The 19,620-nt window shown below is 32.0% G+C and carries 19 protein-coding genes; 11 read left to right on the top strand and 8 right to left on the bottom strand.

Features of this window, described 5'->3' with window-relative positions:
* Positions 1-76 precede the first annotated feature (76 nt).
* The 7 genes from cobC to L2Z92_RS12415 form a co-directional block, all read right to left on the bottom strand.
* A complete protein-coding gene (gene cobC / locus L2Z92_RS12445; RefSeq protein ID WP_236453740.1) occupies positions 77-601 on the bottom strand; it encodes an alpha-ribazole phosphatase in 525 nt (174 codons plus the stop codon).
* The gene (locus L2Z92_RS12440; protein WP_236453739.1) at positions 586-1,368 is read right to left on the bottom strand and encodes an adenosylcobinamide-GDP ribazoletransferase; all 783 of its coding nucleotides are present in this window, start codon (positions 1,366-1,368) and stop codon (positions 586-588) included. Before L2Z92_RS12440 ends, cobC begins: the two co-directional genes overlap by 16 nt.
* A gap of 7 nt (positions 1,369-1,375) precedes the next feature.
* Positions 1,376-3,052 (bottom strand): nicotinate-nucleotide--dimethylbenzimidazole phosphoribosyltransferase, encoded by a 1,677-nt coding sequence (cobT, locus tag L2Z92_RS12435; RefSeq protein WP_236453736.1) that lies wholly within the window; start codon positions 3,050-3,052, stop codon positions 1,376-1,378.
* Positions 3,053-3,424: 372 nt separating this feature from the next.
* Positions 3,425-4,069, bottom strand: a complete 645-nt coding sequence (locus L2Z92_RS12430) for a Dph6-related ATP pyrophosphatase (RefSeq protein WP_236453733.1) — start codon at positions 4,067-4,069, stop codon at positions 3,425-3,427.
* 5 nt (positions 4,070-4,074) lie between these two features.
* Positions 4,075-4,581: a bifunctional adenosylcobinamide kinase/adenosylcobinamide-phosphate guanylyltransferase gene (locus tag L2Z92_RS12425; RefSeq protein ID WP_236453730.1), complete on the bottom strand. Its 507-nt coding sequence runs from the start codon at positions 4,579-4,581 to the stop codon at positions 4,075-4,077.
* 68 nt (positions 4,582-4,649) lie between these two features.
* Positions 4,650-5,012 (bottom strand): four helix bundle protein, encoded by a 363-nt coding sequence (locus tag L2Z92_RS12420; RefSeq protein ID WP_236453727.1) that lies wholly within the window; start codon positions 5,010-5,012, stop codon positions 4,650-4,652.
* 241 nt (positions 5,013-5,253) lie between these two features.
* On the bottom strand, positions 5,254-5,619 hold the full coding sequence (locus L2Z92_RS12415) for a DUF5522 domain-containing protein (RefSeq protein ID WP_265210516.1): 366 nt from the start codon (positions 5,617-5,619) through the stop codon (positions 5,254-5,256).
* A gap of 382 nt (positions 5,620-6,001) precedes the next feature.
* Here L2Z92_RS12415 and L2Z92_RS12410 point away from each other — a divergent pair, with 382 nt between their 5' ends.
* The 3 genes from L2Z92_RS12410 to L2Z92_RS12400 all read left to right on the top strand — a co-directional run bounded on the left by L2Z92_RS12410 (position 6,002) and on the right by L2Z92_RS12400 (position 9,031).
* Positions 6,002-7,138 (top strand): ABC transporter substrate-binding protein, encoded by a 1,137-nt coding sequence (locus L2Z92_RS12410; protein ID WP_236453705.1) that lies wholly within the window; start codon positions 6,002-6,004, stop codon positions 7,136-7,138.
* Positions 7,139-7,193: 55 nt separating this feature from the next.
* Positions 7,194-8,162, top strand: coding sequence for an iron ABC transporter permease (locus L2Z92_RS12405; RefSeq protein ID WP_236458857.1), 969 nt, complete (start codon positions 7,194-7,196; stop codon positions 8,160-8,162).
* Positions 8,163-8,464: 302 nt separating this feature from the next.
* Positions 8,465-9,031, top strand: a complete 567-nt coding sequence (locus tag L2Z92_RS12400; RefSeq protein ID WP_236453702.1) for a hypothetical protein — start codon at positions 8,465-8,467, stop codon at positions 9,029-9,031.
* Positions 9,032-9,270: 239 nt separating this feature from the next.
* On the opposite strand, the gene L2Z92_RS12395 is transcribed toward L2Z92_RS12400, so the two are convergent.
* Positions 9,271-9,999, bottom strand: coding sequence for a hypothetical protein (locus L2Z92_RS12395; protein ID WP_236453699.1), 729 nt, complete (start codon positions 9,997-9,999; stop codon positions 9,271-9,273).
* Between the two features lie 1,081 nt (positions 10,000-11,080).
* Between L2Z92_RS12395 and L2Z92_RS12390 the strand changes: the two genes are divergently transcribed.
* From L2Z92_RS12390 to L2Z92_RS12355, 8 genes are all read left to right on the top strand, one after another.
* On the top strand, positions 11,081-12,502 hold the full coding sequence (locus tag L2Z92_RS12390; RefSeq protein WP_236453696.1) for a hypothetical protein: 1,422 nt from the start codon (positions 11,081-11,083) through the stop codon (positions 12,500-12,502).
* A 446-nt stretch (positions 12,503-12,948) separates the two neighbouring features.
* Positions 12,949-13,377 carry a hypothetical protein gene (locus L2Z92_RS12385; protein WP_236453692.1) on the top strand — a complete coding sequence of 143 codons (429 nt, stop codon included), beginning with the start codon at positions 12,949-12,951 and terminating at the stop codon, positions 13,375-13,377.
* Positions 13,378-14,067: 690 nt separating this feature from the next.
* On the top strand, positions 14,068-15,183 hold the full coding sequence (locus L2Z92_RS12380) for a hypothetical protein (RefSeq protein ID WP_236453688.1): 1,116 nt from the start codon (positions 14,068-14,070) through the stop codon (positions 15,181-15,183).
* A 169-nt stretch (positions 15,184-15,352) separates the two neighbouring features.
* Positions 15,353-16,696 carry an AAA family ATPase gene (locus L2Z92_RS12375; protein WP_236453686.1) on the top strand — a complete coding sequence of 448 codons (1,344 nt, stop codon included), beginning with the start codon at positions 15,353-15,355 and terminating at the stop codon, positions 16,694-16,696.
* A 3-nt stretch (positions 16,697-16,699) separates the two neighbouring features.
* Positions 16,700-17,572, top strand: coding sequence for a DUF4435 domain-containing protein (locus L2Z92_RS12370; RefSeq protein ID WP_236453684.1), 873 nt, complete (start codon positions 16,700-16,702; stop codon positions 17,570-17,572).
* A 621-nt stretch (positions 17,573-18,193) separates the two neighbouring features.
* Complete coding sequence (locus tag L2Z92_RS12365; RefSeq protein WP_236453682.1) at positions 18,194-18,691, top strand: hypothetical protein; 498 nt, start codon at positions 18,194-18,196, stop codon at positions 18,689-18,691.
* A gap of 56 nt (positions 18,692-18,747) precedes the next feature.
* Positions 18,748-19,206 carry a hypothetical protein gene (locus L2Z92_RS12360; protein ID WP_236453680.1) on the top strand — a complete coding sequence of 153 codons (459 nt, stop codon included), beginning with the start codon at positions 18,748-18,750 and terminating at the stop codon, positions 19,204-19,206.
* A 53-nt stretch (positions 19,207-19,259) separates the two neighbouring features.
* Positions 19,260-19,589, top strand: a complete 330-nt coding sequence (locus L2Z92_RS12355; protein WP_236453678.1) for a hypothetical protein — start codon at positions 19,260-19,262, stop codon at positions 19,587-19,589.
* The last annotated feature ends 31 nt before the right edge of the window (positions 19,590-19,620 follow it).

The raw sequence follows: 19,620 nt of genomic DNA, 5'->3' as shown, positions 1-19,620 counted from the left end.
TAACACCTATAATTACATGGAAAGCAATTACGGTATATAAAGCATACATAAATTCTGTAGAGCTGGTATTCATAGTTTAAAGTGTTATTTTAATAATTTGTCCAAAGGTAACTTTATTTTGGAAAGCTTCTTTTAAAGCTAAGTCTTGTTGGTAGCATAAAAAGCTTCTTATAACTCCTGCGTGTGTTACAATAACTGCTTTTTCATGTTCTTGTTTTTTTAAGTCATCAATAAAAGAAAGGACTCTTTCATACAATACCTCAAAAGATTCTCCATTAGGAACTTGAACCGAAACAAAATCTTCCATCCATGGATTCAGTTCTTCTTTTGGAATGTCATCCCAAAGTTGTAATTCCCAATTCCCAAAATGCATTTCCATTAGGCGTTTATCTACTTCTATTGTATCTTTTGTAAGATATGCTGCTAATTGCAAACATCGTTGTAAAGGACTAGAATAGAAAACCATTTTTTCATTTCCTAGCTCTTTTTTTATACTTTGAAATTGTTCCTCAAAAGATGTTAAAAGTGCCACATCGGCTTGACCGTAACAAATGCCTTTTTCACAAACGGTTTCTGTATGTCGAATTAAATAAACTTCCATAAGGCTAAAATTGAAATATAAAATACTACTTCACACACTTGTTGGGTAGCTCCCAAGCAATCTCCTGTATAACCACCAATCCATTTTTTAAAATAACGTGCTAAATACCATCGAAATACAAAAACAGGCAAAAGCACTAAAGCAATTTTATAATTATAATAAATGAAATACAATAAAGGGAATAGTCCGAAAAAAGCAGTTCCGAAAACCTCTTTCCAAGAATAACTTTTAGCAATAGGTTTACTTTTACTCAATTCGTCTTCACGAACATAATTGTGCGTAAAAATAATCGTTGCTGCTGCCCAGCGACTTATAGCATGTGCGGTTATAAAAATCAAAATGATTGCAACAGGATTGGATTGCATTGCTAAAACCTCAACTAAAACCGTAAATTTCAGTACTAATAAAAGTAAGATTCCAATTGCACCATAAGCACCAATAGCACTGTCTTTCATTATTTTTAAGATCTTCTCTTTGGTCCAACCACCACCAAAACCATCGCAAACATCGGCAAAACCGTCTTCGTGAAAAGCTCCTGTGGTTAAAACACTAGCAATCATACTTAACAAAACAGCAATTGTTACAGGCAAAATTTGGGAAAAAGCAATAAAAACTATCCCAGAAATTAATCCAACAATCCAGCCTATTAAAGGAAAATAACGTGTGGCTTTGTTTAAATAATCGGGATCATGTGTGATATTTTTAGGGCAAGGAATTCTAGTATAGAACATCATTGCCGTAAAAAATATATCGATTTCTTTTTTCATTTTTAATTTATTTATTACTTACACCTGCGCTTTCAAAACTAGCCATTTCATTTAAAAAGATTATTGCCGATTGTATAACTGGAAATGCAACCGCACAACCACTGCCCTCTCCTAATCGCATGTTTAAATGCAAAATGGGTTCGACTTCTAAATAATTTAGTAAGGCCTTATGTGCTTTTTCTTCAGAACAATGACAAAATATAGCATTTGCTTTTATTGCTGGACTCTTTTTGTAAGCAATTAAAAAGGCAACACTCGAAATAAATCCGTCTACTAAAATGAGCATGTTATTTTCATAAGCTTGCAACATTCCTCCTGCCATTTGCAAAATTTCAAATCCTCCGAAATAAGCAACAAGTTCTTCAAAATCATTTGAACCTGTGTAATTTAGAATCGCTTTTGAAAGGATTTTTATTTTGTTTTCCAATTTTTCATTAGCAACACCTGTTCCTTTTCCTACACATTCTTCAATAGTAAAAGGAGTTAAAACCGATAGTAATACCGAAGCTGTTGATGTATTCCCAATACCCATTTCCCCAAAACCAATACAATTCGAACCTTTTTGATAAATTTCATTTACAATAGCCGCTCCGTTTTTAAAACACAACTCCATTTCGGTGTGACTCATGGCTGCCGTCTGTAAAAAGGATTGTGTGCCTTTGGCTACTTTTTTGTTAATAAGGTTTGTATTCGTTGGAAAATCATAATTCACTCCAGCATCCACAATTTCTAAGGCAATGTTGTTTTGTTTGCAGAAAACATTGATGGCTGCACCACCTTCCAAGAAATTAGTTATCATTTGACGGGTTACTTCTTGTGGATAGGCACTCACACCATGATTTGCAATACCGTGATCGGCAGCAAAGACAACAATATGTGGATTTTGAATGTGTGGTGTTTCCGTTTTAAAAACCAATCCAATTTGTAAGGCCAATTTTTCTAAAAGTCCTAAAGCTCCTTCGGGTTTGGTTTTTTGGTCTATTTTATAGCGTAATTGTTCCGCTAAATCTTCAGTAGTAGTACTTTTACTAGTTGCTAAAGGTGTCTTTTTAGTATCAACTTCGCTCATTTCTTCCACCTTAATCACATTGGCCTCAGCCATCTTCTCTTTCCATTGCAATTGTTGCAACATGGGTTGGTTGCCATAATCGGTTGCTGGTTTTCCAATACAAAAATAGCCCAAAGGTTCAATGTGTTCTGGAATATTTAGGATGGTTTTAAAATCGTAATAATTTAAAATAGAAACCCAGCCCATAGAATAGCCTTGTTCGGTTAAAGACAACCAAATATTTTGTGCTGAGCAAACCGCACTGAATTTTATAGCTTCGTTACTACCAACAGTTCCAATGGTAAACGAATCTAAAACAGATCGATCATAAGCAATCACCATTCCGATAGGTGCTTCTTCAATGGCTTCTAATTTTAATTTCAAATAGGATTCTTTTTGCGCTTCATCATCGGTTGCATTCGCTGCTTTTTCATGATAAGCCAAAAACAATTCCTTTATTTTCTTTTTAATCGTATCCGATTCTATAATATAATAACAAGTAGCATCGGTTAAGCCCACAGAAGGAGCATCGTGTCCAGCTGCTATGGCTTTTTCGAGTACTTCGTTTGGCACTTTATCAGTAGTAAAATGTCGGGTATCTCTTCTTGAGGCTATTATTTCGTATAAATCTTTCATTTTTACTTTTAAAATCTTATTCTGAACATTTGTTGGTTTTAAATGTTCTCGATACATCTTTTATTCCATTTCATTCCATAAAAAACACTCAAACTGACGCAATAATTGTTACAACAAAATCTAATTAACACAAAACATGTCACTTCGAGTCGAGAAGCTAGCTCAACGTGAAAATAAAAAAGCACGCTAATTTAGCAGATAAACGCTGATTTAATAATTTATAAGACTGCTTACAATGAAATAACTTCAAATATAAAAGTTTATAGAACATTCCAATAATCCGCTAAAATCAGTTAAATCTGCGTGAAATAAAAAAAGCACGCTGATTCTATATTCATAAAACTTATTATATATAATCTACATACTTCAAAACTAAACCTCCCAAACTACAAAACAGTAATTCTCATAGGTTTTGACTTCAAATTTAGGCAATTGTATTCGGTTTTTAAATAAGGGACAATTAATAACTAAGGTGTGAAATTCTCCATTTTCTCCACAAGGATCAATTCCTTTTGCTTCTAATTCTAAAGCTAATTCTTTTGTTAATAGTTTTCCCAAATAACTTTCTCCCATTTCCAAATTACAGGAAACAATCATTGTTTCAATACCTTGGTCTTGCATTTGGTTAACTAAATCGATTCTGTTTTGTTGCCACAAAGGTAAAAAAGCTTTTAAATCAGCTGCTTTGCATACTTTTTCTTCCCACTCTCGGTGTGGTTCTAAATCAATATCTCCAAAAACTACCCCTTCAATTTTGTACTCCTCTTTAATTTTGTGTAAAGTAGCAATGTAATTTTCTTCGTATTGTGACCACGAAGCTGGAACAGCAACTAAAGCAACTCCCATTTGAGCCGCTTGTTGTTCTAAAATAGACAACGGAATACCGTGCGAACGCGATACTTTTCCGTTTTCATTCATCATGTTTAATAATACTGTTGGCTGTAATCCTTCTGCTACACTTTTCATTAAAGCAAAACAACTGTCTTTGCCTCCACTCCACGAACTTAAAACTTTCATTTTTTTTATTTAACTGGCACAGGAATTCCCGAAACCATTAGTACTACTTTATCTGCTTTTTTAGCTAAATATTGGTTCATCCAACCTTGTAACTCGGTGAATTTTCTACCTACATGTGTCGCTGCATGAACACCCATTCCGATTTCATTGGTGATTATTATGATTGTAATATCTTCTTGTTGGAGAACCAATTCGATTTCTTTTTTGGCTTGTTCTAAACACAATTCTACATCGTTTTTAGTATCTACGAAAAAGTTGGTTAACCAAAGTGTTACGCAATCTATCATAGCTACTTTACCAGAGAAATCAATTTCGCTAAGGTGTTTTTCTTTTTCGATATTGACCCAGTTTTCGTCTCTGTCGCTTTGGTGTCGGTCAATTCTTTTTTGAAAATCACCATCCCAATTGCGTGCGGTAGCTACATACATCGGATTTTTTGATAAAGAAAGCGCTAAATCTTGTCCGTAACCGCTTTTCCCTGAACGTTCTCCTCCTGTTATTAAATAAAACATTGAATTAATTGTTAATGATTGATTATTAATGATTGATTTGGATTGTGTGAAACCTTTTATTGTCTTTATTAGTTTGTATTGATTTGTGATTTTGTTGTTTTGATGATGCTCGTTATTAGTTTTAATATTGATGTTGCGTCATTAACCATATTCTCATACTCTTTTTCATTTAAATAATCAGTTACTTTTAGTAGTTCTAACCAATATATCGTTTCATTTGTCTCTTTTTGTGCTATAGCAAATTTATGTATAAAATCTAATTTACTTTCCGCATGTTCCGCTTCACGAACCATTGCTCCAATACTTGTTCCACTTCTTAATACCTGCTTTGAAAGCACATACTCTCTTTTATCATTGGTTAAATATTGGTATAACCGAACAATACGAACCGCAAAATCGAAACTCTTAGTCTTTACAATGTTATCACGCATAAAGTTAATTGTTAGTGGTTAATTATTAATAATTGATTTAGATTGTGTGAAATTTTTATTCTTTTTACTTCTTTGCTCTGGTTTGTAATTTTGTTGTTTAGATGCTACTTATAATTAGTTTAGGATTACTATTACAAACAAGTTGCTGTTTTGGTTTTTCTTTATCATCATTATTTATAATTAAACACGAATAATCATCAACACATACTATAATTAATAATTAACCATCAATAATTAATCACTAATTATACGGACAATGTCTACACTTATTCCCGCAACAGCTTCCTCTTTTTAAATGAAACCATTTAGAAAACACATAATTCCCGTTTTCTAAATAGTAATCGATATCTTCCACGAGCTGTGTCGTTTTAGGCAAATCCTTAGCTATATTGTTACGACTATTTTCAGGTGAAATAGTACTCACATAATCGTCTATTTTTTTAATCGTTGCTTGTTTCAAACATTTGGGGCACAAACAGTCTGTTATGTTATCCAAATTAAAAATAGGTGGCAGTTCATTACACCAACAACGAACCGTTTCTGATGGATTACCGCAGCCAAAGGTGTTTTGGCACACGCTACATGTTTTTTCTCTAACCGAATTCATCGCGTAAAGATAGTATTTTAAGCTTTTAGGGAAAATTTAGTTTGTGGTATTTTAATTCTTATTTGACAAAGTTAAGATTTGATACTAATCTGCTTTAATCTGTGAAATCTGCGCGAAATTAAAAAAATAAAGCACGCTGATTTAGCAGATAAGCGCTGATTCTATATTCATAAAACTTCTTATGCACAAACTACTTCACTTCAAGTGCGAAGCATATCGAGAAGCTTTTGATTTCAGTACACGAGTTCTCAATACATTTTTTATAAAATTACTGTTCGCATTTTCTAAAAAACACTCGAACCGACGCTGAGCATCAAAATCATATTTATAAAAACACGTACTTATATTTTTTCTTACATTTGCCAAAACAGAATTTTAAGAGATGCAATCTACTTTCAAAATAGTATTCTTGGCTAGTTTCCTTTTTATTAGCTGTAAGAAAAACACCGAAGTTACTCCTACAAAAATTAGTACCGCAGAAAACAGCATTAAACATGCTACTGGTTTGGATATTTTTAAATATGAAGATTACTCCATTGTAAAAGTAAAAACACCTTGGCCAGAAGCAACGGCTGGATATACCTATGTGTTGAAAAAGGCGAATGCAAAACTACCCGATAGTTTACAAAAATATACTGCTATTACTGTACCGCTAATAAACTTGGTGGTTACCTCAACTACCATTATTCCTTTTTTAGAAATGCTCGATAGTGAAACCAAACTGATGGGTTTTCCGCATACCGATTATATTTCGTCTCCAAAAACTAGGACTTTAATTGAAAAAGGACGAATTAGAGATGTAGGACAAAATGAAAACTTGAACATCGAATTATTGTTTGATATGCAACCCGAAGCGATTGTTACTTTTGGTGTTGACAACACGAATAAAATGGTCGACAAATTAGTTGCAAACGGATTGAAAGTACTATTTCAAGCCGATTGGATGGAGCAATCTCCTTTAGGAAAAGCAGAATGGATTAAATTTTATGGAGCGTTATTAGGTAAAGAAAAAGAAGCAAATACTATTTATACTAAAATTGAAAAAGATTATACAGACGCTTTAACTTTAATGCACGATGTAGCTCCAAAACAAACGGTTATGTATGGTTCCCTTTACAAAGACCAATGGTTTGTAGCACGTGGCAACAGTTGGATAGCCCAATTTTTAAACGATGCTAAAACCAATTATTTGTGGAGCGACATTCCAGGAACAGGAAGTCAGCCGTTGTCTTTTGAAAGTGTTTTTGACAAAGCGCAACATGCTGATATTTGGATTACCAATGGAGCTATTGAATCGCTTGCGCAACTCACAAAAGAGAATCATCATTATAAGAAATTTGATGCCTACCAATCCAAACAAATCTATACTTTTGAAAGTCAAAAAGGAGCAACGGGTGGTACTATTTATTACGAATTGGCTCCAAGTAGACCCGATTTGGTTTTGAAAGATTTTATAAAAATATTTCATCCCGATGTTTTACCCAATTATACCTTTACCTTTGCCAAAAAGTTAGACTAGCGTGACGAAGAAGTTTTCCATATTACTTATACTACTATTGCTTATACTAGCCCTTCTGACTATTGTAAACATAAGCTTGGGCTCTATTAGTATTCCTTTCAAAGAAGTAGTTAATTGTTTAATAGGCAATGAAGTGTCTAAAAGTTCATGGGAATATATCATTCTTAATTTTAGGTTACCCAAAGCAATCACAGCTATTTTAGTTGGAATAGCATTGTCTATTAGTGGTTTATTGATGCAAACCTTATTTCGAAATCCGTTGGCTGGTCCTTATGTATTAGGGTTGAGTTCGGGAGCAAGCTTGGGTGTTGCTGTTGTACTATTAGGTTCTAGTGTGTTGCCAACAGCCTTAGCCTCTTTATTTTTATCTTCTTACGGACTAGTGGTAGCTTCTGGTTTGGGAAGTGCGATGGTTTTAATTGCCGTATTGTTTGTTTCCCAACGTTTAAAAGACACCATGTCGATCTTGATTGTGGGTTTAATGTTTGGAAGTATTACCAATGCTGTAGTTTCTATTTTATCCTATTTTACCACTGCCGAACAATTACAGAAATATACGTTCTGGACATTAGGGAGTTTGGGCAATTTGAGTTGGAGCGATGTTACTTTGCTTTCCATCATTACTTTTATAGGCATTGCCCTTAGTTTTTTAGTCATTAAACCTTTAGATGCCTTATTATTGGGTGAAAAATATGCCAATAGTTTAGGTGTTAACTTTAAAAGAACACGCTATATTATTCTTTTTGCTACCAGTATTTTAGCAGGAAGCATCACTGCTTTTGTAGGTCCTATTGCTTTTATTGGTTTGGCTGTGCCTCACATAGCTAAGTTAGTTTTCCAAACGAGTAATCATTTTGTATTGTTTTGGAGTACGTCTTTACTTGGTGCTATTATTTTATTGTTTTGTGATATTGTAGCGCAATTTCCTGGTAACGACATTACGTTGCCTATTAACGCCATTACCTCTATTATTGGTGCTCCTATTGTAGTATGGTTGTTGGTACGAAAGAGAAGAATTGCGTGATAGTTGATTGTAAATTATTAATGGTTGATGATTGATGGCTAAGGCTAACTTTTTTATTAATTATTCCTCACGCAGATTTTACAGATTAACGCAGATTCATTTATCTACTATACTTTAATTAGAATACCACAGAAGTGAACTCGTATACTAAAAACAAAACTTCTCAATACGCTGAGCAATAGAAATAACGTAGATTGAAAACCGCCCCTATAAAAACAAAAAAAACAGTTGCTCATTCACTAGCAAAAGTTTAGATTTATTAAAAAAATAACACTAAATCACACAGGAAGTATTCCCTAACTATGAGAAACATCAAATTTATAGCTGTATTCATTTTAATACTAACTACTTTTAGATTAAGTGCGCAAACAGTAGTTGCTAACAAAATGATTCGTATTGAATTTCAAACTCTCGAAAAAAAATCGAACGACATTCTTATTGGCTCCGTGATAGAAGTTCTGTCTAATGGAGAAAGAATAGGAATTATTCATGGTGATTTTAATGGCTTATGCGTAGTAAATGTTTGTTCTAAAAAAATAATCGATGATAAAATTACGATTAATGCATATGGTATGAAATGTAAGTCTTTCACCAACGAATACACTGTTAATTCCGATTCAAAAATTGACGTTTATTTAGAATATGGAGAAAGTAAATATCAAACTCTTAACGATAGACGTTTAATTTTGCATGAATTAAAAGTACCTATTTGTGACATTGAGATACAAAGTCTTAACGAAAATGAAAACGATACTTATTATCAACATTGTGATGGTCGCATTAAAAAAAAGAACGAAATTCCTTCTAATGAAATCTATGAATGGGAGAAATTAGAAAATCATAAATCGGATAAAAGCTTCTCAAAATAAGATACAAAACGACACTTTCCCGTTCTTCTCTTCTCTTAACCAACACTCCTTATCTCCAAGTGTTTTTAAGAAATGTGAACAGCAATTTCATGAAAAATGTTACGATTATTTATAAAAAAGTACACTTTTTCAAAAATACTATGAGAAAGTGTACTTTTTTCAAACTTTACAACTAAACTCCAATACACTAAAGAATTCATAAGTCTAATGTACGGAGCCTTGTTGTACTTACTATCAATTTAGTAATACCATGTATACGTTACTACTGCATTTTTCTTATACTTATATAAAACAGTCATTCCTTGCCCTACTGCATAGGTCGTTACCTCATCACCTGGGTGTTTTAGTTGATATGATTTGAATGGAGAAGAAACCGAACCGTACGTAAAAATATGATATTCAATATTATTACAGGTATTTTTAGTTCTTCCAAACGTTGTTTTAATACGAGTAGCACCATAATTATCAATTTGTACATATTGGTAATCTCTTGGATGCCAAAGACAAAGATTTATTCCTTTAAGGTTCTCTTCTTCGTTTACTTCAGGAGAAACATTTGAAACCAAAGAGTAACTATGTACAGGATCTTTAAAATCAACACTAACAACAGCTATCTTAACAGCTGGATGTATTTGGTTGGTATCGTACTGATATTCGATAAGTTCTGAATCTTCAAAATCCAATTGGAATTCCTCGCTGTTTGTCTCTTCTGGAATTTCTGGATTAATAACCAATTCATAATTGTCTATGGTATAATTAATAAGTGACGTTTCATTATCACTGCTTACTTTTAATGTAATTGAATTATCACCCGATTCATCAGTTACAATCAACTGTTTTTCAAACGCTAGAGATTCTTTTTCACTGTTATCATTAGTGTTATCACTTGTACAGCTGTACATAGCGACCATTGCAAAAATCAGACTTGTTATTGCACCAAGAGAATACTTTGATTTTAATTTTTTCATTTTAATATTTGTTAATTTGTTAATTTATTGAAGGGTTCTAAATGTTTATTTTTTTGATTTGATTTGAAAATTAGCGAACCCTTATACTTCCTCTTCAAATCATTAAAAGTCCCTTTATAAAATTTTAATATGAAAGTATTTTTAAAGCTTTCTGTAAAAAAAGGGTTGCTACTGTTTATTAATCAATACTGCTATCAGTATATAGTTTCCTAATAAAGTTATAGCTTTTTCAGTCTAATCTCCCACTTGTATTACTCCTAATTTTAAAGTAGGATTAGGAACAATACTTTTAAAATTGTTCTCTCATGATAATTTGTTCTTTCTTTTATTTAATTACTCTACTCTATTAATAAGCTTTTCGAGTTACGCTTTGATAAATCTATCTATTTATAAGGGAAGCTTATAGGAATTCATTACCCAAAAAAATAAAACTTTCTTTATTTTTTTTAAAAATCACTCTCCTTTTTATAATGCGAGCCCCTATAATAGCTGACGTAGATGGTATTGAATTATTGTACTGAAAATAGTGCTCCAAACCACCACTGCGTCTGTTCGAGTGTTTTTTAGGAAATGTGAATAGCAATTTTACAAACAGTGTATCGAGAACTCGTGTACTAAAACAAAACTTCGCCACACAAGCCCTAAACCCCTCTATTTCAAAACATTCTAACCTAAAATTAAAATGTTTTTTTTTCTAAAACAAGTAAAACTACTTGCACATATTTACAAAATAATGTTTAGATTTGTGTAGAAACGATAATAACAAAACACCTATACCGCTGAATTATTGATAATTATACCAGTTGTAATTTGAATTTATTGTAAAAGAAAATGATGATTTTTTTCTTGATATGAAATAGAAAAGTATAGCATCGCTACGTTTTCATTTTATATAAAAATCTATTTTTATCAAGCAGTTGTATTGGTTATCAAAAAAAAACAAGAACAAGATGTAATAAAACAAACTAATTTGCAAAAAAACACAACTATAAAAACAAGTTTCAACTTCATACCCATTAAAATCCTTATACATTACATACAAACAAATTCCTAAACATTTAATTAATTTAAAACAAAAAACATGAAAAAATTTAAAAATCTAACGGGGCTTTTACTTTTCGTTTTACTTTCCACCCAATCCTGTAAAGACCCCAAAAATCAAAAAGAAGAAGAAAAAGAAGAAACTGCAGTAACCTACGTTAAAGAAGAAAATAAAGGCTGCTTAGCACCTTCTAATTGGTTTGTTGTTGATCCTGCTACTGGAAAAAGAAAAACAACAGCACCAAGAGAAGACTACACGAGTGTTTTTGGAGACAATACTACCGTTAGCAACTGTGATTTTCATCAATGGTCTTGGCAAAAGTTCCTTTGGTTAACCAATGATGTTTCGGGGCAACCACTATTTCTAGAGGAACTATTTCAAGTTACCTCTCAAACAGTACGTATTCCAACAGTAAACAAAAAAATTGTTTTGACCGCATCAAACAAAAAACAAGCAACTGGGAACATACTAAATACAAACAAAACGTTTAGTTCTAATGTTACTAGTTATCCAGTGTACTATTCCATCCATGTGAACGATAGTTTATACAACAGCATTTGGAAATATGCTAAAATGAAAGAAAGCGATTATACCAATGCTACATTTCCAGTGGGCTCTTTAGAGTTAAAAATAGCATGGGTAAATGTTGATGCCATTCCAGACACTACTGGTTACTTTGTAACAGATGCAGTTGTAGAAGGAAAAAACACAAAAATTGCACTACTAGGAATGCACGTTGTGGGCATAGTATATAACCATCCAGAATTTGTTTGGGCTACTTTCGAACATCATGACCTTGCTCCTTATTATGATTGGAAAACAACCACAACTTCCGATGTTCCTGTTACTTCAAAAACCAACAAACTTTTATTCGATGTAAATGCAACAGCTACACTTGCAAATATTACCCTAGCTTCAGATAGCACCAATGTCTTTGCAGTGAACCAATTTGGAGTGCCACGTCAGGCTGGTGATACTTTCCTTTCAACGAGTCAAAAAGAACCTATAAATTATGACAACATCGCTGCTATTAATGCCTCTGTAAAGGAGCAACTAAATGATGTTTGGGCAAATTATTTTTACAATGGTTCCATTTGGATTAATACCGAAGGGTACAATTACCCAACCGAACAAGCAGAATTATTAGTTTCATTGGGTGGTACTTTAAGCGACCCTGCTCCTGGTAAATTACCAAGAGGTTCTGTGGCTGCCTACAATATTACTATGGAAACCTATGAGCAGCTTGGCTTTGCTCCAACAAGTATTCACGGTCAAAATGTAGCAGGAATGGGCAACTGCTTCTCTTGTCACTCAGCAAGTAGAGGTTCATCGCTAAACATTAGTCATATATTCAATGGAGCAGTTGACTATGAAAGTAAACTTAGCGTTGCACAAACAAAACAGAAACATTTAGACGAAATAAAACTGTTCATCAAGAACATGAAAGCGTCTAAAAAATAATACCAAAATAAAGTGTAATTTCTTTAGCAACAACACAGCAACATCTATAGTGCACTCACAATAGATGTTGCTGTTGCTTAAAATTAAAAAGGGTTTTGACTGGTACACATCACGATTCTTTCGTGAAACCCACCTCAAAAAACAGCACATTCACGAGCAGAGAAACCTCCGTTTGTGAAGATTGAAAAGAAAACACTTCTAAATAACCAACCCAATACTATACTCTAAAAAGCAACTTTTCAAACAAGTTGCTTTTTTTATGGAGCTATTCCCCTCCTTTGGAGACGGGGTGGTTAAGGTTCGAGTGCTTTTTAAGAAATATGAATAGCAATTTCATAGAAAAGGTATCGAGAATCTTTTTTACAAGATAAACAGTAACAATACCTATTGCCGTTTAGTAAGTATTAGCTTAGATTTGTAAATAAGTCGTGTATAAAAAATAGTTAATGCTAAAAAATTTAATCCTTAAGCTATTGTTTTGGAGAGCCTTTATAATGCATAAAGGTAAATTACCTACAAAATCGGAAATGAGTACTCCAAAAATGGAATATGAAGTGATGTCAGGAGCCTTTATTTGGGAAGATGAAGGATTATGGGAGATTAATCACCATTTAGCCGATGCTTTTAAGCATGTAATTCATCATAGAATGACATTAGTCGTGGGGTCAAAAAACGATGTTGGGGCTATGCGTTCCAAAAAATTTGACAAACAAATTTTTGAAATGGCTAAAAAATATTTCCCTAACTGGATTGGGTTTGATGCTTCAAGATGCTCCTACAACTCTGATGTAGCTGACAGAATAATGAGAATTAGAAAAGTTGCCGATTGGAAGTTTCAACGGTTTTTGAATGAGGAAGATTTAAAAAAAGAATAAACAGTGTGTCGAGAACTCGTGCATTAATGATTGATTTTTGATGGTTAATGAAAAACATTCTATTAAAATCAAAACTTCTCCATACTTTTTCAATTCCATTGCATTACATTGCAAAAACTCGAAGTGACGTAGATGCTGTAAAAAAAATTCTCTTTTCCTCACGCTGATTTTGCTGATTCACGCAGAATTTTTTATCTACTATAGCTTTAATGAACTACCATTACCACAAACTTGTCATGCTGTAAGCATCTCATTAGTAACTTGTTTTTATGTAGTAAATAGATGCTGTAAAGAAACAAAACAACTATCTAGCATTCTGGTAATTCCCCTACTTTGGAGGGGTGTCCGAAGGACGGGGTGGTTAAACTCCGTCTGTTCGAGTGGTTTTGTGGAGAGCAACGAAACAAAAATGTATCGAGAACATGTGTACCGAGCACCTTTTCTAAAAAAAAATAAAAAAACTTTCCCTATTTACGTTTTCCCGCAAAAAACAACAAAAACTTCGCTTTACATTTACAAAATAGAAACAAAAACAGGTAGAAATACCTGTATGGATTTGTAGGTAATAATTTAGATTTGTGTATTACAAAATAAAAAGGTCTACATATACAACAGTTATAAGTGAAATATGTGCACCTTTATGACACATATAAATAAGTTGTGCGTAATTATAAAACAATCGTAGAAAAAATGACTACACATACAGATATAAAAAGTAAAATTTCTCTAAATGATTTTAAAATTCCAATATTTCAATACGAAGATGAATATTTTCCAGATTTTCTATCTAAAAAATTAGCTGATTATCTTGCTTACTATAAAGCCAACTTATATGAGTATGTTGACAAAAAAGTTCCTTTTGCAGATAACGCTGAAAATGTAATAATAAATAAAGTTGAAAAATTTTCTACTGAGATATTAAAAACTCTTGAAGAATTTTACAAAGGAAGGGTTTTAGAAGCGACTCAAATTTTTAATCAAGCTTTAGATGACATCTTTTTTCATGAACTACCTGATGTTCTAAATACAATTGAAATCGGTAAAAATTTTTACAGAGGTCGAAAAAATGAAAATAAAAGTTTAACAAAATCTGATCTTTTTCATATTAAATTTGAATTAAGACATATTGTATCAACGAACCGATATAGTATCCCTGGCTTTCCTGCTTTATATTTAGGTGACTCTACATATAGTTGTTGGGAAGAATTTGATAGACATAAACTTCGTGATTTATGGTTTTCACGATTTTCAAATACAAGAGAACTAAAAATTATTCAAATTCAAAAAATAGAGAATCTATTATCTGATTTAGAAGATGATATTCCAGAAGTTCAAATAGTGAAAATTTTAAGTTATTTAGTAACCTTTCCATTGACAATAGCTTGTTCAATCAAAGTCAAACATACAAATGGAAATTTCAAACCTGAATATATAATTCCACAATTATTGCTACAATATGTGAGTAAAAAAGAAGAAATTGACGGAATCAAATTTCCTTCTACAAAAATTGATTACTCTAAATTGACAGAAATCGAAGCTTATAATTATGTGTTCCCTGTAAAGAATATTTATAAAAGTGGATTTTGTAATAAACTAGTTAATACATTTCATTTGACTGAGCCAACTTCATTAGAACTCGAAGAAATAATTTATAATCCAGCAAAACAAAAAATGGTATTTGGAATGGGAACTCCTGATGGAATATCACAAATAGAATTTATTCAAGGAGAAAAAAGCTTTTACTCAACAACATCTTTTGGGAAAATTGAAAGTAGTTTAAATCGAAGAGCATTAAGTAAAATTTAAATCACAGCTGCCAACACACGTGGCTGTTGCAATGGATTGGGATTGGGATTTATAAATAAAAGTTCTCTGAACACTCAAATCTAATTTCTATATTTGTAATCGGCAGTCTTTAATCACAAGCCACTGCTACAAGCGAGAGAACGTTGGACATAATTAAAATAAACATGAAATGAAAATAAAAAAATTTATCGCAAAGAATGTTCACGGATATTTAAATTATAATATTGATTTTGATGATAGGTTAACCTATCTCATTGGTATCAATGGTACAGGAAAAACGAGTGTACTAAAATTAGTTTTGGGACTAATTTCACCATCATTCAATTATCTTAATAATATAGAATTTGAAACTATAGAATTATTGTGTTTTGATGAAAATAAAAACACATTCAACATTTGTTCTAAACCTGATGCGAATAACAAAATTTCACTTCAAATACAAATTAATGACGATGAACCAATTGTTGGATATTTTGAAAAAATTCATACCAGTCAGTTTAATTCTAGAAACGATGAACGTGAAGATAAGATTCAGAAATTAATTGAATTATTTGATGAAGAAGTCGTTGTGAAGAAAATTAAGGAATTAACTACACCGTTATTTCTAGGATTGGATAGAAGAGTTTATGAAGGTCAAGATATAGACAAAATGAGAAGAAATTTTTTATTTAGAAGACGGTATAGAGAGTTCCCTCAGGACGACCCGCTAAATATTAGTCTAATGGATATTCAAGAAATCATTTTTGATTATGTTAGAATTATAGCTTCAGAACAGCCTCAAATTAACCAAGATTTTAAAAACAAAATTCTATTACAATCATTTGAGTTTTTAGAAAGTCAACAAATAAATATTGTCAAAGACTTTAAAGATTTACGAAAGAAGAAAGAAGATGCGCTTAACGCATTTAACAATTTAAACATTAGCGGATTTACTGAACAAGTAAATTCTTTTTTCGACCAATTGGAGCAAGTTCTGAAAGACCTTAGAAAAAGGAACAAGGAAGATACAGTTGATAGTGAAAGTATTGAATTTTACCAAAAATGGTTTAATAATCAACCACAATTGAAAAGAATTGATAAACTCATAGAATACAATCAGGCATATCAGTTTGAAATTGAAAAATTATATGAGCCTTTAGAAAAACTAAAAAACATAATAAATCAATTCTTTAGTGAAAGTAAAAAGAATATATTAATTGATGCACAAGGAGAAGTTAAAATTGAGTTTAAAAATGGTAAATTAGCTAAACTGTATGAGCTTTCATCTGGTGAAAAACAGATTATTACCATGCTTGGACACTTAATTTTCTTTGAAGAAAAATTCAATAAAAAACCTGGTATTTTTATCATAGATGAACCGGAAGTTTCTTTACATTTAGCTTGGCAAGAAATTTTCGTGAATTCGATTTTAAAAGCAAGTCCAAACACTCAGTTTATTCTGGCTACCCATTCTCCCGCAATTACTGGAGACGCTCCTGAAGAAATATATCAAGATTTAGCAATTTTAAACTAGCCGATGATTGGATTTAATTATAGAAGCTTAAAAGCTATTCCTAGATTTTTCGCATACCGAAATGAAATTGACATATTTACAGAAGACAAAAAAAATGATAAAGAATTTTATAAAGCATTATTTAGTAGATTGTGTGACAATAAAATAACTATAAATGACATTACACAACTTGGATGTAAGGCTAATGTTTTAAAAGCTTATGATGAACAAGATAAATCGTCTGTTAGAAAAAAACTGTTTATAGTTGATGGTGACTTAGATTTAATAATTGGTACAAATAGAAAATCTGAGAATAACCTTGTAGTTTTAGATTCATATTGTATTGAAAATTATATTGTTGACGAAAAGTCCGCACTTGAAATACTTTACTATTCTATAGGAACAACAGATAAGATTACTTTATCAAAAAAATTGAATTTTGACAAATGGTTGAACTACAATAATGAAACATTAATTCACTTGTTCCTAAATTTTTCAATATTAAAAATGTATGGTGGAGGACCAATACTTAAATCTGCATCTCAATTTTTAAAACAAGAAAAAAAACAGACGGTCTTGGACAATACAGCTGTAAATACTTATTCAGATGACATCAAAAATCAGATAATCTCCTTATTGCAAACTAGAAATGACATTGATCCAGAATTGACTTATCAAAATGAGTTAAGAAAGTTAGAAAGTAAATGGAAAAAAGATAAAGAAACATTCTTGAAAATTATTTCTGGAAAAGATTATTTAATTCATTTATTTCAGCATCGCATAAATTATACAATTGGAAAAGGTAAGTCAATGTTTCCGAAACAATCATTTAAGTTATTTCTGGCTAATCATTGTGATTTGGAACGATTAACATTTTTAAAAAAGAAAATAATTTAAAACTATGCCCAACATACGTGGTTGTTGCATAACTAATTAAAATCTATAATTTTCAGTTTTTAATCATTTCAAAGAAACAAAAAATATTAATATTCAGACATTTATGAATTTACAGAAATCATAAAATTAGTATTTAATTTAAAATTATTAGCTGTGCAACAGCCACATACGCTTAGCTCCATTTTTCTGCCGCAGGCACAACACAGAAAAATGGCGACAAACGTCAGCTGTTCTAAGCAATTTGAAAAACTTACCCACCAAACTTGTCACGCTGTTAAGGGGTCGCATTAGCTTGGTTTATTTGTTTTTGTAAGGCTCTTTTGTACTTCCCAAAACAGTGTCTAGCACTACTAAACGTGAAGCATAGCCCCGAGAAACGGCATCCTGTTCTTGCAAGGAACGTAGTAATCCATTAAAGATTGCTTCGTTCCTTGCAAGAACAGATAAAGTGGATAGCGGGACTGGTTTGCTACCGAAGGGCAATTTTTGTGATTCTAAAAACAAACGCAACTATATAGCCAACCACTACTCTCACTACCAATGTGTTAAATAAAAATTAAAATATATTTTCGAATACTAGAAAAGTAGTAAAATTGACACAAATTTATAAACACAACAAATATGTCAAATTTATCTGAAAACAGAATCAATGTGGTTCTTGCTGCGGCAGACGTAACCACGATTAACGAGAGTATCAACGCAATATTGAGCAAGATACCAGAAAACACTACGCTTACAGACACGCAACGCAATAGCTACACGGCTATTGATGTGAGTAACAAAGTGTTTTCGGAAGATGTGCTTACCGAGGCTAGGGCTACTGGAACGGGTGTTTTGCCTCCTTATATTGACTTGGATGCGTTGCAAAATGACTTAACTATTTTTAACCAATTGGACGCTATTGAATCGGGGTTAACGAATCTTTTACAACGTGTGAAAGATGCAAAACGCATTGCAGGACATGAAGCTTATGGAATGGCAAACAAAGCATACAAAAGTTACCGCGATGCTTCGGATGCGGGTGTGGCAAACGCAAAATCGGGCTATGACAAATTGAAGGTTCGTTTCGAATCGCAAGGAAAAAGTGGTGGTCGAGGACTTTCTCCTGATTTACAATAAAAAGAAAAACGATAGAACTGCTAACTATAAAGATTAGCAGTTTTTTTTTGAACAAAATGAATGCATTTATTAAACTAAATAGCACAGTTATTAAACTAAATAGCGCAGTTACTAAATTAAATAGCGCATTTATTAAATTAAATAGCACATTTATTAAAATAAATAGGACAGTTATTAAATTAAATAGCGCAGTTACTAAATTAAATAGCACAGTTATTAAACTAAATAGCGCATTTACTAAATTAAAAAGCGCATTTATTAAATTAAATAGCGCATTTACTAAATTAAATAGCGCATTTATTAAACTAAATAGCGCATTTACTAAATTAAATAGCGCATTTACTAAATTAAATAGCGCATTTACTAAACTAAATAGCACATTTACTAAATTAAATAGCGCATTTATTAAACTAAATAGCGCATTTACTAAATTAAATAGCGCATTTATTAAATTTAGTTTAAAAAAACACTTACTTTTATGTAGCTATTTAATAAATGATTCATTACTCTTTTAAATTTAGCAACCGTTATATTTAATAGTAGTGCTCTTTAATAAAACAATAAAAACATGGAGACCTTACACATAGGAGATTTAATAAAAAAACAAATCGACAGCAGAAAAATAGCTAAAAGTGCATTAGCAAGAAAAATTAAAAAAACGGATGCTACCATTTTATATTATCAAAGGCAAGCCTCCTTAAAAACAGACATTATTTTAAACCTTTCTATTGCCTTAAAGCACAACTTTTTTCAAGATCTTGCCGATTTGTTGCCTAGTACCTACTCGGCTGCTCATCCTGAAACGGAAACTAAAGATATAACTATAGCGCAATTGCAAGAGGAAATTAAAATTCTTAAAGCAGAAAAAGAGGTGCTGTTGCAGGTGTTGAAGAAATAGGTTTTTGGCTCTACACCTGTCAGGTTTCTAA

The sequence above is a fragment of the Flavobacterium jumunjinense genome, from assembly GCF_021650975.2.
GTDB lineage: Bacteria > Bacteroidota > Bacteroidia > Flavobacteriales > Flavobacteriaceae > Flavobacterium > Flavobacterium jumunjinense.
This window is presented reverse-complemented; position numbering and strand designations above follow the sequence as displayed.